Source organism: Streptomyces sp. MGP-P1 (genome assembly GCF_057766565.1).
The window spans coordinates 514,920-530,888 of sequence record NZ_JBYMEM010000005.1 but is presented as its reverse complement, the minus strand read 5'-3'; the positions used below and the strand labels follow the sequence as shown (position 1 = coordinate 530,888).

Sequence of the window (15,969 nt, the reverse complement as noted above, 5' to 3'; positions counted from 1 at the left end):
TGGGCGCCCGAAGCCGGACCTGCCCGGCGGTCAGACGGAGCGCAGCAACGTCAGCCCCATGGACATGCCACCGCCGAACGCCGCCAGAAGCGTCAGGTCACCCGGGGCGACGGCACCCGAACGGGCCAGGTGGTCGAGGGTTATGGGGACCGAGGCCGCGCCGGTGTTGCCGTACCGCGTCACCGTGGTGGCCATCCGGGCGGAGGGGATGCCCAGCCGTGCGGACATGTTCTCCAGGAGCCGTCCGTTGGCCTGGTGGGGCACGAAGTGCGCGATGTCGTCCTGGCTCACTCCGTTGTCCTTGAGGAACTCCTGGATGTGGGGGACCACTTCGTCTTCGACGAACTCGGCGACACCCCGGCCGTTCATCGAGAAGTAGTGCATTCCGTCGCGCAGCACCTGTTCGGTCGCCGGCATACGGCTGCCTCCGCCGGGTACGCCGATCAGCTCACGCGCGGAGGCGAAGCTGGCCAGCCTGGTGGAGATCAGCCGCTGGCGGCCGCCCGGGCCCAGCACGACAGCACCGGCACCGTCCCCGAACAGCACGATCGTGCGGCGGTCCGTGGGCGAGAGGATGCGTGAGTACACGTCAGCGCCGATGACCAGGGCGTAGTCGGCCGAAGCGCTGGCGAGCATCTGATCGGCGATCGTCAGGGCGAACGTGAAGCCGCTGCAGACCGAGTTGACGTCGAAGGCGGCGGTGCCGTTCCCGGCGCCCAGTTCGTCGGCGACGACACAGGCCGTCGCCGGCTGCGGGGAGTCCGGTGTGGAGGTCGCCACGATGATGAGACCGAGCTCGGAGGCACTGATCCCGGCCTGCTCCAAGGCCGCCCGGGCGGCGGCGACGGCGAGATCCGAGGTCGCCTCCTCGGGCTCTGCCCATCGCCGCTCCCGGATGGCGGTCTTGCGCAGGATGGCCACTTCGGACACCCCGGCCAGGGTGCTGATGTCCTTGTTGCTCATCACGCGACTGGGTACGTAGGACCCCGTCCCGAGCATTCCCCGTGCGTCCTGGGCGGCATCGCATGTGATCATGGTCTGCTCCAATGTCGTCCTGACTGGTACCGGCCATACGTCCGCGCCGACCGCGACGGGGAACGGGGCCCGAAGACCCCGCCGTCCGTGTGCCATGCTGCCCACCGCGCTCATCGCGGCCAGGTCCCCTGAGGCTCTGGCGCCGTGCGGAAGCACAGCGCGCCGGGTACGGCGGATCCGTATGAGATCAGGACAGTCGGTGCTCGATCCGCGGTCCAGCGGGCTCCGGCGGATCTGTCAGGTGAATGGGCGCCGATCGAAAGACTGCGGCCATCTCGCGGCCGGGAACGGCCGTCAGCCGGAGGCGGGGAGCTGAGCTTCCAGGCCGTCGAGAACGAGCTTCACGCCCAGGTGGAAGTTCTCCTCCCAGCCCTCGTCGAGCATGTACTCGTACTCCACGAGCGTCGGGTACTGGTCCTGCTGCCGACGCAGCTCCTCCTGCGCCGCCGCGCGGTGGGCCACCGACCACTGGAGGTTGGACTGACTCGCCGCGGAGCCCAGGACGTGGTTGTACAGTAGCCAGCAGGAGGCCTGGGTTTGCTGTGCCTTGAATCCGGCACGCGACAGTGTTGCCTGCAGGAACTCCAACCACGTGAGAAAGTTCGGCCCGATCGACGGGCGCTGACGCAGCGGCAGCGCCGCGGACCATGGGTGCCGCAGGAGCATGGTGCGACATCCGGAGAGGAGGGCTACGACGTTCTCCTGCCAGTTCTCGGCATGCCCGTCGGGGAGCGGGGCCTCGGCGAAAATGGCATCGGTCGCCAGGTCGACGACGTCGTCCTTCGTGTCGACGTGCCAGTACAGCGTCGTGGCGCCGATACCGAGACGCTCCGCCAGGTGGCGCATGGTCAGCCGCTCCATGCCCTCCTCGTCCAACAGGGCGATCGCCGCCTCGGTGATGCGATCCCTGGTCAGCGGCGGCTCGTTGCGCGGCGCAGGCGACTGGCGCAGCCACACACTCTGTCCAGAGCCCGAGCCCGTACGACCGTTCCCCCGTGACTTGCCCACGCTGATACACCAACCTTTCCGGTCCATCGTACGCGGGAGAAGCCACGGTAGTACATTGATCTATGTGCTCGATCATTGTTCTAGGACTGGACCATTGTTCGAGTCCACGTTCGACACCCTCCCTCGCGTGTGTCCCCCGCCGCATGCAGACCGCCCTGCCGCTAGGCCCGTCCGCCAGGAAGGTACGCATGAAGTTGGTCGTATTCGGCGCCCACAGTCCCACGGGGCGTCTCGTCACGGCGATGGCCATGACCGCGGGGCACACGGTCACCGCGATCACCCGGCGGCCCGCCGACTTCCCCTTCTGCGACCAACGGGTGCAGGTCGCCACCGCGGACGCGATGGACGCCGACGCGGTGGACTGGGTCGTGCGTGGTCATGACGCGGTCATCTCGGTGATCGGCGCGCCGTCCTCCATGAAGCCCCTCGCGGTCTGCTCCCAGATTGCCTACAACGTCGTCAAGGCGGCGATCAGCCACGGTGTACGGCGCCTGCTCTGCGTCGGCTCCGCCGCGCTCGACGCAGCCGATCTGTCCCGCGCCGCCCTCCTCCGCCAGCGTGCGACCCGCCCGATGGTCCTCGCGGCCAGTCGCGCCGTTCAGCAGGACGTGCGGTGCATGGAGAAGATCGTCCGTGGGAACGGGCTCGACTGGACCCTGTTCCGGCCGGGGCGCCTCGTCGGCTGGAGCGACGTGACGGACTACCGGATCGCCACGCGCCCGGTGCCGCGCCTGCTTACCTCCCGGGCCGACCTCGCCCACGCCCTCGTCCACGAGATCACGCACTGCGACTACGTGGGCGAGACCGTCTACGTCGCCACCGCGCGCCGCGTCCGGTGAAAGGCGCCCCGAGCTCCGCGTTCACCCGGAGCTGACGAGCGGAGCAGGGGGATGCCTCACGTGGCTGGCCATTGATCCAGCGCGATGCTGGGCTGTCGGTGTTGATCTGTCGCGTCGGCTCGTGCTCGACGGGCCGGGGGAGCCGGCGGCTCCGATGCTGGGACGTCGGCGATCCTCGACTGCGCCCGTCCGCGTGAGGACGAACCTCCTCCCCGCGGAAAAGGGGGAGCCGCCGACTGGGTCGCCCCCGGTTGATCGCGGCAGTAAGGGCAGCGAGCCGCACGTCCCGTCCGACGGCCGGGGCCGAACGCCTCGGCCGTCACCGATGGAGGATCGGACGGTCGATCGGCTGGATTTTCGGCCACCATCGACTTACCGGCCGATATGAACGAAATGCAGCCACTTCTCGCCTTCCCTGGTATCGCCGCAGCCCTCGCCTGCTAAAGCAAACCGACCAAGTCCATCAGGTGAGACGATTTCTCGTGCCGACCGGGGCGACAATTTTGGTGTGCCATCCATCTTTCTGTGGTTTCCGGGCGAGGCTGTGGAGTCGCCGGTGGGCTGCTGCCCGCACTGCTTCTGTTCATCAGTGGGGTAGGTGACATATCTGTGGCTGGTGTGGTGGTGCACTAATGAGCTAGTCGATAAAGTGATGTCTCGTTTGGACCGGATTAGTTCTATCGACCGTTCGTGGGCGAATCCGCCTTGCGTGACAGCTATTCGGGGGTCAATCTTGAGTGCAGCCGAATTTTCGCTGGCCAAGACAGGTAAACAAAAAAGGGACGCGGATCGATTATTTGGCGAGAATGTTGTGCCCGATGACCTGCTGCGCGAGTTATCGACCTCGCTCTTCGCCTCCTTACCGCGTGCCGACCAGCGCAAGAAGGGCGTCGAGTACGTCAGAGGCATCCTGGAGGTTCCAGGGCGCAAGTCGATCAGGAACATCGCGAGCCTGACCGGAGGCCGGGCGGCCGATCAGAGCCTGCACCATTTCATCAGCGGGTCGACGTGGGACTGGACACCGGTGCGCCAGGCTCTGGCCCGCTACCTCGTGCCCCGTCTGCCGGTCGAGGCCTGGGTGGTGCAGGACACGATGATCCGTAAGGCGGGGCAGCACTCGGTCGGCGTGGACCGCCGGTTCGTACCGGCCGAGGGGCGGGTGCTGAGCGCGCAGCAGGCGATCGGTGTCTGGGCGGCTTCCGGCTGCCGGAGCAGCCCTGTCGACTGGGGGCTCCATCTGCCTCCGACGTGGATCGACGACCGGTCGCTGGGCGGTGGGCCGACGATGGGGGACAGTGCCGAGGCGGACACCCTGTCCGACCGGGCTGTCAGGCTCTGCGCCGGCATGGTGTCGGAATGGGGGATGCCGGTGCGGCCGGTGGTGCTGGACGCCGGTTCCCTGAACCTCAACATGCTCTTCGACCGTCTGGGTCGCAAGGGGTTCCCCCTGCTGGCACGGGTCGACCAGTCGGTACCCCTGCTCGTCTCGGACCCGGCGCTGACAGGCCACCGCGGCTCGGCGAGCATGCTGGCCGGTGATGCCATGCGCGCGGCCAGCGGCACCCGACAGCCGGTCCAGTGGCGCGAGTTCGGCAGGGGTGGTGGGGTGCGGTCGGGTCTGATCGCGAGCGTGGCCGTGCGACTTTCCCAGGGGAGAACCGGGAGGATGCGGGCAGGTGGCAGCCGAAGGCTTGCTCTGATCGGACTGGCCGAGACCGGGCAGCAGAACGCGCCACAGTTGTGGCTCACCAACCTGACCTCACATCATCCCAAGTCGCTGCTGACGTTGTTCACCCTGGTGGAACGGGTGCGGGACGACTACCGCGAGGTCGCCAAGAACGTGGGCATCGAGGACTACGTGGGACGTTCGTTGGACGGATGGCACCGTCACATGACTCTGGCCTCGGCCGCCCACGCCATCGCCGTGCTGACCGGCCCCGGCCAGATGTGGAACGGGCGGATGGGGAGAGCGGCACCCGGCACCTGACGAAGTGAACCGCGGCGTGTTGTCGCGGTCTGCTCCCCACTACAGGATCGGACAGGCGGCTGCCCCACCGGCCGTAGGGCCGCACCTGTCCGGGCGTTCTTCTGTCATGTGCCGGCCAGGGCCCGGAAGCGGCGTGTCCGTCGGGCCGGCGGTGGGGTGAGGGGCGTCCGGCTCCCGCACGGTGCGCGCGGCATCTCACGCGACCTGGTCCTACGGCGCTCGTGGGACGTACCAGACCGATCATCCGCAAGGGGAGAGGCTTCAGTGGACAACCCTGTGCTCGACATCGGATCGAAACCGGCCCGGCAGCAGCCGGGGTGGGACGGTGCGGAGAGTGTACGGCGTGTGCGTCGCGAGCTCCTGGTCTCACCAGGGCTCGTCGACCCCGAGGACGTGCGCACGTTGCGCTCGATGCTGGCCGTCGTCGCCGCCGGAGGTGCTCACGTGGTTCAGGCCGGCGACTGCGCGGAGGACCCCGCGGAGTGCACCGAGGCTCATGTCGCCCGTAAATCGAGTCTGTTGGACGTACTCGCGGGCACGCTGAAGAAGATCACCCACCAGCCGGTGGTCCGCGTGGGGAGGATGGCGGGTCAGTTCGCCAAGCCCCGCTCGAAGCCGACGGAGTGGGTCGGCGACCTCGAACTCCCTGTGTTTCGCGGACACATGGTCAACAGCCCCGAGCCCCACCCCCTGAGCAGGCGGCCGGACCCTCAGCGCATGCTGGCCTGCTACCGCGCCTCCAGCACGGTGATGCGCCATCTGGGCTGGCGCCCCGGCCCGGGGGAGCCGGGCACCGAGCCAACGGTGTGGACCAGCCACGAGGGCCTCGTACTCGACTACGAACTGCCTCTGGTACGCAGGAATTCCAACGGTGTCCCGGTCCTCACCAGTACGCACTGGCCATGGATCGGCGACCGTACCCGGCAGCTGGACGGCGCTCATGTCGCGCTGCTCTCCGCGGTGGCCAATCCGGTCGCCTGCAAGGTGGGTCCCGGCATGACCGTGGAGGAACTGCTCGCCCTGTGCGAACGCCTCGACCCCGAGCGCGAGCCCGGCCGGCTCACGCTGATCGCCCGCATGGGGGCGCAGCTCGTCGGGCACCGGCTCCCGCCGCTCGTGGCGGCGGTGCGGGAGGCGGGGCACCCGGTCATCTGGCTCTCCGACCCGATGCACGCCAACACGGTCACCACACCGGACGGGCACAAGACCCGCTACGTCGAATGGATCACGAGGGAGGTACGGGACTTCCGGTCCGCGGTGCTGACCGCCCGGGGGATCGCCGGCGGACTGCACCTGGAGACCACTCCGGACGACGTGACCGAATGCGCCCCGAGCCCCTCGGCCACCGATCGGGTCGGCGACCGCTACACGAGCTTGTGCGACCCGAGGCTCCGCCCGGACCAGGCCGAATCCGTAGTCACGGCCTGGGGGGCCTGAAAGCCGTCCGCACGAACCAGGAACCGTACGAAGGAGGACCGCACATGGAGGGCAAGATCGCCCTGATCACGGGGGCAGCAGGGGGTATAGGCGTCGCGGTGGCCCACGCGCTCGGCGGGCGCGGCGCCACGGTGGCCGCCGTGGACCGCGACGCGGACGGACTCTCGCGCACCGTGCAGAAGCTGACCGCCGACGGCGTGATCGCCGAGGCGTTCCCGGCCGACATCACCGACCGTGCCGAGGTCGGCAACCTTGTCGACTCGGTCGAACAGCGGCTGGGCCCGGTGGACTTCCTGGTCAACGCGGCAGGAGTGCTGCATCTGGCCGAGGCACGGCACCTGACCGACCAGGACTGGGACGCCACCTTCGCGGTGAACGCCACGGGGGTGTTCGTGATGTCACGCGCGGTCGTCAACCGGATGGTGCCGCGCGGTCGGGGCGCCCTTGTCACCGTGGCCTCGAACGCGGCCGGCACGGCACGTACACAGATGGCCGCGTACGCCGCCTCGAAGGCCGCCGCCACGATGTTCACCAAGTGCCTGGGCCTGGAAGTGGCCCAGCACGGCATCCGGTGCAATCTGGTGGATCCCGGCTCCACCGACACCCCGATGCTCAGCTCCATGTGGCACGACGGGAGCGGTCGCCGGAGCACGCTCGCGGGCCGGGCCGACGAGTACCGGGTCGGCATTCCGCTCGGCAAGCTGGCCATGCCCTCGGACATCGCCGACGCCGTGGCCTTCCTGCTGTCCGACCAGGCCGGACACATCACCCTGCACAGCCTCACGGTGGATGGCGGAGCCACCCTCGGTGTGTAGGAACGGCGCGATCAGACGAGGCGGAGAGAAGACATGAGCGGGATACCTCCCATCGAACCCTACGAACTGCCCCGGGCGGGCGAGCTGCCCGCACCCGTTCCGTCGTGGACCGTCGATCCCCGGCGCGCGGTGCTGCTGGTGCACGACATGCAGCGCTACTTCCTCCGGGCACTGCCGGAGCCCCTGAGGGAGCAGTTGCTGTCCAACACCGTGCTGCTGCGCACACGCTGCGCCGAACTCGGCATCCCCGTCGCCTACACGGCGCAGCCCGGTGCCATGGACGACGCGGAACGCGGTCTGCTGAAGGACTTCTGGGGGCCCGGTATGCGGCGCTCCCCCGCAGACCGCGAGATCACGGCGGAACTGGCGCCGACGCGGGACGACTGGATGTTCACCAAATGGCGGTACAGCGCGTTCTTCCGCTCCGGTCTGCTTGAGCGGATGCGCGCGCACGGCCGTGACCAGCTGATCATCTGCGGGGTGTACGCGCATGTGGGCGTGCTGATGACCGCGGTCGACGCGTTCACCCACGACATCGAGACGTTCCTGGTGGCCGACGCGGTCGCAGACTTCTCCGCTGCCGACCACAGGCTGGCGCTCGACTACGCGGCGCGCCGCTGCGCCGTCGTCTCCACGGTCAAGGAGGTCGTAGCGTGACATCCGATCTGCTCGGCAGGGTGCTGGCACCCGACCCGCCGCCCTTCGCGCTGCTGCGGCGGCCCACGGCGGACGGCGGCGGGCAACTGGAGGTGCTCGTCGGCGAGGTGCTCAGGTGGCCCACCCTCGAATCGATTCCGCTGCCGGAGTCGCCGACGGCCGACGGCCGCGCCCACCACGACGTACTGGCGCTGGTGCCCTACCGGCAGATCCGCGAGCGCGGCTACGTCAGCGTCGACGACGGCGCGCCGCTGCTCGCCCTGCATGTGACCGCCCAGGAGACGGTGCCCCTGACCGAGGCTCTGCCACGGATCGTTCGTACGCCGACCCGACTGGTGGACGGGCACTTCGCACCCGACGACGAGACGTACGCCGCCACGGTGCGGAAGGTGATCGCGAACGAGATCGGCATGGGCGAGGGCGCGAACTTCGTCATCAAGCGCTCGTACCGGGCGCGGATCGGCGACTACACCCTGGGCGGCGCACTGTCCTTCTTCCGTAATCTGCTGGAGACCGAGTCCGGCGCCTACTGGACCCATGTGGTCCACACCGGCAGCCGTACCTTCGTCGGTGCCTCGCCGGAGCGGCACGTGAGTCTGTCCGGCGGCACGGTGGTGATGAACCCGATCAGCGGCACCTACCGCTATCCGGCCTCCGGCCCCGAACTGTCCCAGGTGCTGGGGTTCCTCGCCGATCCCAAGGAGACCGACGAGCTGTACATGGTCCTCGACGAGGAACTGAAGATGATGGCCCGCGTCTGCGACACCGGAGGCAGGGCGGTCGGGCCGTATCTGAAGGAGATGGCCCGGCTCGCGCACACCGAGTACCTCATCGAGGGGCGCAGCACCCGCGATCCGCGGGAGATCCTGCGGGAGACGCTGCTCGCGCCCACGGTCACGGGGAGCCCGTTGGAGAGTGCCTGCCGGGTGATCGCACGCTACGAACCCGAGGGCCGCGGCTACTACAGCGGCGTCGCCGCCCTGATCGGGAGGGACGAACAGGGCGCCCGCGCGATGGATTCCTGCATACTCATCCGCACCGCGGAGATCGACAGCGGAGGCCGTGTCGAGATCGGGGTCGGTGCCACCCTCGTGCGCCACTCCGATCCGGCTTCCGAGGCCGCGGAGACGAGGGCGAAGGCGGCCGGGCTGCTCGCGGCCCTGGAAGGAGGGCGGACGGCCGGCTTCGCCGACCATCCGCACGTGCGTGCCGCGCTGGCCGAACGCAACTCCACCATCGCCGACTTCTGGCTCGGCGGGAGTGACACGCGGGCCCCTGTGGTGCCAGCGCTGGCCGGGGTGCGCGTGCTGGTCATCGACGCGGAGGACTCCTTCACCGCCATGCTCGGCCACCAACTGCGCGCCTTGGGCATGACGGTGACGGTACGCCGCTTCGACGAGGAGTACCCGCCGCTCGACCACCACCTGGTGGTGCTCGGCCCCGGCCCCGGGGACCCCCGGGCCGCCGGGCATCCGAAGATCGCGCGGCTGGGGGCGGTCGTCGACACGCTGCTGGCCGAGCGCCGCCCGTTCCTCGCCGTGTGCCTCAGTCACCAGGTGCTCTGCACCCGGCTGGGGTTCGAGTTGGCGCGCCGGGAGGTGCCCAACCAGGGGACACAGCGGGAGATCGATCTCTTCGGGGAACGCGAGAAGGTCGGTTTCTACAACACGTTCTCCGCGCGGTCCTCCGATGACAAGGTCGAATGCGAGGGCGTGGGCCCGGTGGAGCTGAGCCGGGACCGGGAAACCGGCGAGGTGCACGCACTCCGCGGACCGCACTTCGCGTCCATGCAGTTCCACGCCGAGTCGGTGCTCACCCGGGACGGCGTACGCATCCTCGCCGAACTGCTGACGGGCCTCATCCGCGGGTGACGGCCGGGGCGGGCGACGTCGAGCCGGCTGTGCGGGGGCGGAAGCCTCCCGCACAGCCGGCTCGGTGCGCACGGCCGTGGGGCCGCGGTTCAGGGGCGGGCGCGCAGCGCGCGGTCGACGAGCCGGCCGGCGGCACCGGTGTAGCCGACGGGATCGCACAGCACCGCCAACTCAGCCGCCTCCAGGCCGAGTCCGTGTACGTCGCCCAGCACCTGGGCCAGGGTGCGTCCGGTCTCCTCCACCTCCTGCGACGCGTCGTCGAGCAGTTTCCTGGCGGCGTCGCCGCCCAAGCGGGGCGCGAGCACGGAGACGATCCGCTCGGCGCTGGTCCGGGACCCGGTCAGCTCCAGGTTCTGCCGCATCCGCTCGGGCCGCACCCGCAGCCCCTCGGCGAGCTGTACGGCTGTGTGGGCGGCACCCCCGGCCAGGCGCAGGCATTCGCGCAGCGGCTGCCACTCCGCGTGCCAGCCGCCCGCCGACCGCTCGTCCTCGGACACCAGGCACTGCGTCAGGATCGAGGCGATCGGCGGGACCTGGATCGCCGCGCTGCGCAGGAGTGTGGCCAGGACCGGATTGCGCTTGTGGGGCATGGCCGAGGACCTGCCCCTGCCGGGCGCGGCCGGTTCGGCGACCTCGCCGACCTCGGTCCGGACCAGTGACTGCACGTCGACGGCCATCTTGCCCAGCGCCCCGGCGGTGAATGCCAGGGCCGAGGCGAGATCGGCCACCGGGGAGCGCAGTGCATGCCAGGGCAGCACCGGCTCGGCGAGCCCGGTCTCCTCGGCGAAGGCCGCGATCAGCCGGTCGGGATACGCATCGGCCGCGGCCCCGGTGAGGGAGGCAGCGGCGACATAGCCGGCCAGGGTGCCTGCCGCTCCGCCGAGCGACACGGGCAGGGCCGCGTCCACCGCGCCGAGCCGCTGGGCGGCGTCCAGTACGAGCTGGCGCCAGCCCGCCGCCTTCAAGCCGAAGGTCGTGGGTACCGCGTGCAGCGCCAGCGTGCGGCCCGCCATCGGCGTGTCCCGGTGCTCGGTCGCCAGGCGGGCTAACGCGTCGGCGGTGGTGTGCAGATCCGCCCGGATCGGCCGCAGCGCGCGGCGCGCGACCAGCATGGCCCCCGTGTCGAAAACGTCCTGGCTGGTGGAGCCCCGGTGCACGTACTCGGTAGCCTTCGGGTCCAGGGCCCGCACCGCTTCCTTGAGTGCCGCCACCATTGCCACCACCGGGTTGGCGGTCTCCCGTGCCGAGACGGCGACCGCCCGCAGGTCGAACAGTTCGGCGCGGGCCGCCCGGGTGATCACCTCGGCCGCGAGGGGCGGCACCACACCGAGCCGGGCCTGTGCCCGGGCCAGTGCGGCCTCCGCGTCCAGCATGGCCTGCAGCCAAGCCGTGTCGCACACGGCCGCCTCGACGGGTGTCCCCGCGCGCACCGGTGAGAGCAGCCCCGCGTCGAGCAGCCCCGCGTCGATGAGGGCGCCGCTCACACGATCATCCCCGTGAACCGGCCGCTCCCAGCCGCGGCCGGTCGCGCGGGTGCTTGCCCGGCGGGGCCCAGGGCGAGGACGGCACGGGCGATCGCGTCGGCGTCGCCCAGCGTCACCGAGTCCACGCCGGGGCGCACTCCGGCGGCGGTGACCCAGTGCACCGACTCGGTCGGAACGCCGTAGGCGAACCGGCGCGGGTGGGGTCGGCCCTGCCCGTCGACGACCCGGCACGGCCGCTCGGTGACGGCCAGGCCGCCCGTCCCGTAACTGACGCCGCATTCCCCTTCGACGCGATAGGGGCGGCACTGCTCGGTGACGAGCAGATGGCGCAGCAGCGGGTCAGCCGTGCGCCGTACGTCGGGCAGGGGCAGGCGGGCCTCGATCAGATACCGGGATCGTACGGACGGGCCGGGCACGACGGTCGAACGGGCGACGAAGGCGGGTCGTTCGGTGTCGACGCTGATCTGTGTGCCGGGGCCGGTGAGCTCCAGGATTCCCGCCTCGATCAGAGCGATCATCTCCTCGATGCGGGAGACCGGGGGGCCGATGGAGAGGAACGCGTTGAGCGGGGTGTACCAGCCCTCCAGCTCGTCGAGGTGCGAGCCGCCTTCGAGGCCGCCGTGGTCGACCACGAGGCGGACCTCGTTGCGCAGGTCCCGCAGGACGTCCAGCGCCGCCTTGAGCGGGCCGCGGACGTTCCCCGTCCGCGCCTCACGCACGTCCCGTTCCAGGTACGCGAGCATCCAGCCGCGGAAGTCCTTCCGGTCGGCGAAGGTTCGCCCGTCGCAGGGCCGGGAGAGGCGTTCCCAGTCCCAGCGGTCGGCGAGGGCAATGCCGTGGTCGTCCAGGAGCGGCGCCCGCTGCGCTGGCGACGCGGACAGGTAGCGGTGGACGAACTCCTCCGACTCGGCCCCACGTGAGGTCAGCAGCGTCCCGTAGTAGACGCCTTCCACCTCCGCGGCGATCATCGGCCACACGTCGGTCCGGAAGCGCACCCGCTCGCCGTGGTCGGACCGTCTGCGCAGGGCGGCGATCACCTCGGGGGTGAGCAGACGCGGGGTGTGCCTGCCGGACGCACCCTTCTCGTTCTCTCCGCGCGCGTGGTGCGGCACGCCGCGGCGGGAGCTGGCGTGGAGCCGCGGCTCGCGGCCGGAGGGACGGTATACCAGCCGGCCCCCGACACGGTCGAAGACGCCGCCCCGCCCGACGGTGAACAGCGCCATGTGGTCGAAGAAGTTCAGGCCCAGGCCGCGCAGCAGCACCGGCTCGCCCGGCTCCACTGCGCTCATGTCCACATCGGCCGGATTGGTCGGCGGGGTGTAGGTGAGGCGGTGGATGCGGGCCAGGCTGGCCGTCCGTTCCTGACGTGGCGACAGTTGGGCGGGGAGATGTCCCTGCGCGAGGACCACTGCGTCCAGGTCGTGGACCCTGGTCCCGTCCTCCGTCCGGACCCCCTGTGGACCACCGGGGACTCCGTGGGTGTCCGCCATCGCGACGGCGCGCGAGCGGTGTACCGCGACGGTGACGTGCGCCGGAGCCCGCTCGACCACCTGGTGGAAACAGTCCCGCAGGTAGTGTCCGTACAGGGCGCGGGTGGGATAGGAGTCCGGCCCCAGGGTCCGGGCCTCGCCGAGTACGGACTCGTCGTACCCGCCCGGTCCCCCGAAGCGGGCCAGGTCGGCGGCCCACTCGTACAGACTGGGGCCAGGTTCGATCGGTCCCTCGACTCGCGTTTCCGCGTCGGTGAACACGGTGATCTGGGACGCCACGGTGTTGGTGAGCAGGTGGCGGGACTGGTCGGTGCGCCAGACGGCACCCGCGCCCGGCGCGGCCGGGTCGACGACGTGCACGGTGACGGACTCGTGGGACGGCGCCGCACGCTCGTTGGCGCAGAGCCGCTCCAGGAGGCACAGCCCGCGGGGGCCGGCGCCCACGAGGCACACCACCAGGTGCCCCCCGCTCATGCCCGGGCTCCGACGGCACCGAACTCGCGCGCTCCGTGCATCCAGGCCACGTGGTCGTGCAGATCCGTGCCGGACAGGGCTGACAACATCTCGTTCCTCGATTTCGCTTCGGCTCCGGCCGGGTGCCACAGCCGGGTCGTCGCCCGGGCGGCGTGGGTGATCCGGGCGGTGCGGTCGTGCCGTTCGGCGTTGTACTTCTCGAACCGGTCGGGGATCGCGTCCGTGTCGTCGAGCAGGTCGCCCAGCACGACCGCGTCCTCCAGGGCCTGGCAGGCGCCCTGGGCGGCGTAGTGCAGCATCGGGTGTGCCGCGTCGCCGAGCAGCGTCACCCGGCCGTCGGTCCAGAGGTCCACCGGATCCCGGTCGATCAGCGCCCATGACTTCCAGTCCTCGCCCAGGGCGATGAGCCGCTGTGCCGTTTCGTCCAGGGCTGTGAACGCGCTGCGCACCCGCTCCCGGTCCACGGGAACGCCGGCGAACGACTCGGTGACTCCGTTCTCGACGCTCGGCGCGAGATTGAGGTACCGGCCGCCGGCGATCGCGTAGTGCACGAAATGGCGGCCCGGCCCGGCCCACCAGGTCACGGCATTCCACCGCAGCTTCTCGGGGACGCGTTCCATCGGGACGACCGTGCGGTACACGGTGATGCCCGAGACAAGCGGTTCGCCGTCGCCGACGAGCTGGCGCCGGATCGCCGAGCGGATGCCGTCGGCGCCGATCACCGCGTCCGCGGTGACCCGCCCCCCGCCGTCCAGGAGTACGGTCGCGCCGGAGCCGTCCTGGCTGTAGCCGGTGGCCCGGCTGCCGGTGCGCAGTTCGATCGCAGCCGACCCGCGGCAGGCGTCCAGGAGCAACCGGTGCAGCTCGCCGCGGTGGACCACGACATACGGATTGCCGAACCGGCGCCGGTAGGCGCCGGTGAGCGGCATGCTCGCCACGTGCGCACCGGTCACGCCGTCCATGAACCTCAGTTCGTCGATGTGCACCGCGCGGGCGCGCACGGCGTCGCCGAGACCGAGGAGGTCGAGGGCGTGGAGCCCGTTCGGCGCCAGCTGGATGCCCGCTCCGATCTCCGCGAACTCGTCGGCCCGCTCCAGTACCACGGACCGGTGTCCGCGTCTGGCGAGGGCGAGGGCAGCCGCCAGGCCGCCGATACCGCCCCCGACGATGACCGTCCTCGTCATGCCGTCCCCTGTTCGCCCGAACCGGCCGCGGTCAACCGCTGCGCCAGTTCGAGTCGCTTGATCTTCGTGGTGGCGGTCTGCGGCAGGTCCGTCAGACGCCACTGCACCGGCTCGGCCATCGCGGGCAGTCCGGCCACCGCCCTGCGCCACGCCTCCCGATCGAGGGGCTTGTCGTCTCTGGTGCACACGACGGGAACGGCGGTGCCGTCCGCGCCGGGGATGATGATCACTTCGGTGAGCTCGTCCAGCTTCGCGAAGAGGGCGTCTTCGACGGCGAGCGTGCTGCCGAACCCGGGGATCAGATCGACTTCGCGGTCGAGCAGGTGCAGACATCCCCACCTGCTTTGGTAGCCGACGTCGCCCATCCGCCACCAGCCGTCGGCGAGCTGCTGGGCGTAGCGCTCCGGCTCGCCCAGGTAGGTCTTGATCCGTCCGTCGCTGCGCACCTCGATATAGCCCGGGTTGGAATCCGAGGGAGGCCGTCCGTCGCGGCTGACCACCCGGATGGCGGTCATGCCGGGGAAGGACCTGCCGACACAGCGTCCGTCCGCGTCCGGTGCGAACCTCCTGGTGAAGGCGCGCACCGCCGTGGGGCCCACCTCGCTCTGGCCGTAGAGCTGCCCGAACAGCGGTGCCCTGCGGCGTGAGGCTTGGAGCAGCCGGTGCACGGTGCGCGGGTGGATGGCGTCGAACGTGCTGCTGAACAGCTTGACGTTGGCCAGCGGTGCGCGCGGATCGTCCGCCAGGCTCTCCCATCGCATGAAGGTGTTGGGATGTGCCTCCAGGATCCCCGGGCGGATACGGGCGAAGAGGTTGGCCGCCCGCACCGGGTCCGAGTCGGACAACACCACGATCGGGAAGCCCTTGAGTAACGAGATGGCCAGCGCGGTGAACAGCCGCGAGTGGACGAACGAGACCTGCATCGCGATGGCTTCCCGCTTGCGGACGACCGCCTCGATCGCCAGCCGCTGCGGACGGTAGCGGGCCTGCAGGGTCAACCCGGTGTGCACCGCCAGCTTGGGGATGCCCGTGGTCCCGGACGTGTGGGTGATCAGGGCCGGGTGATCGGCGGGCATGGTCACCGGAGCGACCCGTCGGACGCCGGCGAAGTCCTCCAGTTCCACGGCACGGTCATGGTGACCCGAGGTGAGCAGGACGTCCTCGGCCAGGTCGAAGACCGCCTCGGGCAGTGACTCGTCCAGTGTGGCCTGGTCGGTGATGAGGTGGGGCCGGTCCGCGCGGCGTATCAGTTCGGCCACGGTGTCGCCGTCGAGTTGGGACGAGAGCAGCACGGGCACCGCGCCGATGCGGCTGATCGCACAGGCGAGCAGCGTGATGTCGAAGCTGTTGGACTTGTGGACCACGACCCGTTCGCCGGGGCGGACCTTCGCCGCCCATAGCCGTGAGGCCTGTTCGGCCACCAGGTCCGCCAGCTCCGCCACGGTTGCCCTGCGGCCGAGGTCCGGCGCCAGGACCAGCTCGTGGTCGAGGATCAGCACGTTCGCCGGATGCCGGGACGCCGCGCGCTCGAAGAGCGTCCCCAACCGGATTCCACGGTTTCCTATGCGCTGAAGCAGCATCTTTCCGCCTTCCCGCTGGTTGCTGCAGAGAGTCAGGGTTCGGTTCGACAGTTCGTTGTCGGAGTGCGTACGGGTACGTGCGGGCTGCGCGTGGAGGTACGGGATACG

General features: G+C 70.3%; 12 protein-coding genes. 6 read left to right on the top strand and 6 right to left on the bottom strand.

Annotated features, from left to right (window positions below; all coding sequences use genetic code 11):
• Window positions 1-30 precede the first annotated feature (30 nt).
• The gene (locus AC3CH1_RS11805) at window positions 31-999 is read right to left on the bottom strand and encodes a 3-oxoacyl-ACP synthase III family protein (protein WP_488463481.1); all 969 of its coding nucleotides are present in this window, start codon (window positions 997-999) and stop codon (window positions 31-33) included.
• Between the two features lie 330 nt (window positions 1,000-1,329).
• Window positions 1,330-1,992 carry a TetR/AcrR family transcriptional regulator C-terminal domain-containing protein gene (locus AC3CH1_RS11800; RefSeq protein WP_488462856.1) on the bottom strand — a complete coding sequence of 221 codons (663 nt, stop codon included), beginning with the start codon at window positions 1,990-1,992 and terminating at the stop codon, window positions 1,330-1,332.
• 239 nt (window positions 1,993-2,231) lie between these two features.
• On the opposite strand from AC3CH1_RS11800, the gene AC3CH1_RS11795 reads away from it, so the two are divergent.
• The 6 genes from AC3CH1_RS11795 (at window position 2,232) to AC3CH1_RS11770 (ending at window position 9,649) form a co-directional block, all read left to right on the top strand.
• Entirely contained in the window at window positions 2,232-2,882 is a 651-nt protein-coding gene (locus AC3CH1_RS11795) for an NAD(P)-dependent oxidoreductase (protein WP_488462855.1), read from the top strand.
• 733 nt (window positions 2,883-3,615) lie between these two features.
• Window positions 3,616-4,869 carry an IS701 family transposase gene (locus AC3CH1_RS11790; protein WP_488462854.1) on the top strand — a complete coding sequence of 418 codons (1,254 nt, stop codon included), beginning with the start codon at window positions 3,616-3,618 and terminating at the stop codon, window positions 4,867-4,869.
• Window positions 4,870-5,133: 264 nt separating this feature from the next.
• Window positions 5,134-6,306, top strand: a complete 1,173-nt coding sequence (locus AC3CH1_RS11785) for a 3-deoxy-7-phosphoheptulonate synthase (protein WP_488462853.1) — start codon at window positions 5,134-5,136, stop codon at window positions 6,304-6,306.
• 44 nt (window positions 6,307-6,350) lie between these two features.
• On the top strand, window positions 6,351-7,121 hold the full coding sequence (locus AC3CH1_RS11780; protein ID WP_488462852.1) for a 2,3-dihydro-2,3-dihydroxybenzoate dehydrogenase: 771 nt from the start codon (window positions 6,351-6,353) through the stop codon (window positions 7,119-7,121).
• Between the two features lie 33 nt (window positions 7,122-7,154).
• Window positions 7,155-7,778: an isochorismatase family protein gene (locus AC3CH1_RS11775; protein WP_488462851.1), complete on the top strand. Its 624-nt coding sequence runs from the start codon at window positions 7,155-7,157 to the stop codon at window positions 7,776-7,778.
• Window positions 7,775-9,649 (top strand): anthranilate synthase family protein, encoded by a 1,875-nt coding sequence (locus AC3CH1_RS11770; protein WP_488462850.1) that lies wholly within the window; start codon window positions 7,775-7,777, stop codon window positions 9,647-9,649. The genes AC3CH1_RS11775 and AC3CH1_RS11770 overlap by 4 nt, the downstream gene beginning before the upstream one ends.
• Before the next feature lie 89 nt (window positions 9,650-9,738).
• Here the strand turns inward: AC3CH1_RS11770 and AC3CH1_RS11765 are convergent, their stop codons facing one another.
• The 4 genes from AC3CH1_RS11765 to AC3CH1_RS11750 are packed head-to-tail and all read right to left on the bottom strand — an operon-like array spanning window position 9,739 to window position 15,861.
• Entirely contained in the window at window positions 9,739-11,133 is a 1,395-nt protein-coding gene (locus AC3CH1_RS11765) for a nitrosuccinate lyase (RefSeq protein WP_488462849.1), read from the bottom strand.
• The gene (locus AC3CH1_RS11760; protein WP_488462848.1) at window positions 11,130-13,097 is read right to left on the bottom strand and encodes an FAD/NAD(P)-binding protein; all 1,968 of its coding nucleotides are present in this window, start codon (window positions 13,095-13,097) and stop codon (window positions 11,130-11,132) included. Before AC3CH1_RS11760 ends, AC3CH1_RS11765 begins: the two co-directional genes overlap by 4 nt.
• Complete coding sequence (locus AC3CH1_RS11755; protein WP_488462847.1) at window positions 13,094-14,281, bottom strand: FAD-dependent oxidoreductase; 1,188 nt, start codon at window positions 14,279-14,281, stop codon at window positions 13,094-13,096. Before AC3CH1_RS11755 ends, AC3CH1_RS11760 begins: the two co-directional genes overlap by 4 nt.
• Complete coding sequence (locus AC3CH1_RS11750) at window positions 14,278-15,861, bottom strand: class I adenylate-forming enzyme family protein (RefSeq protein ID WP_488462846.1); 1,584 nt, start codon at window positions 15,859-15,861, stop codon at window positions 14,278-14,280. The genes AC3CH1_RS11755 and AC3CH1_RS11750 overlap by 4 nt, the downstream gene beginning before the upstream one ends.
• Window positions 15,862-15,969: the final 108 nt, after the last annotated feature.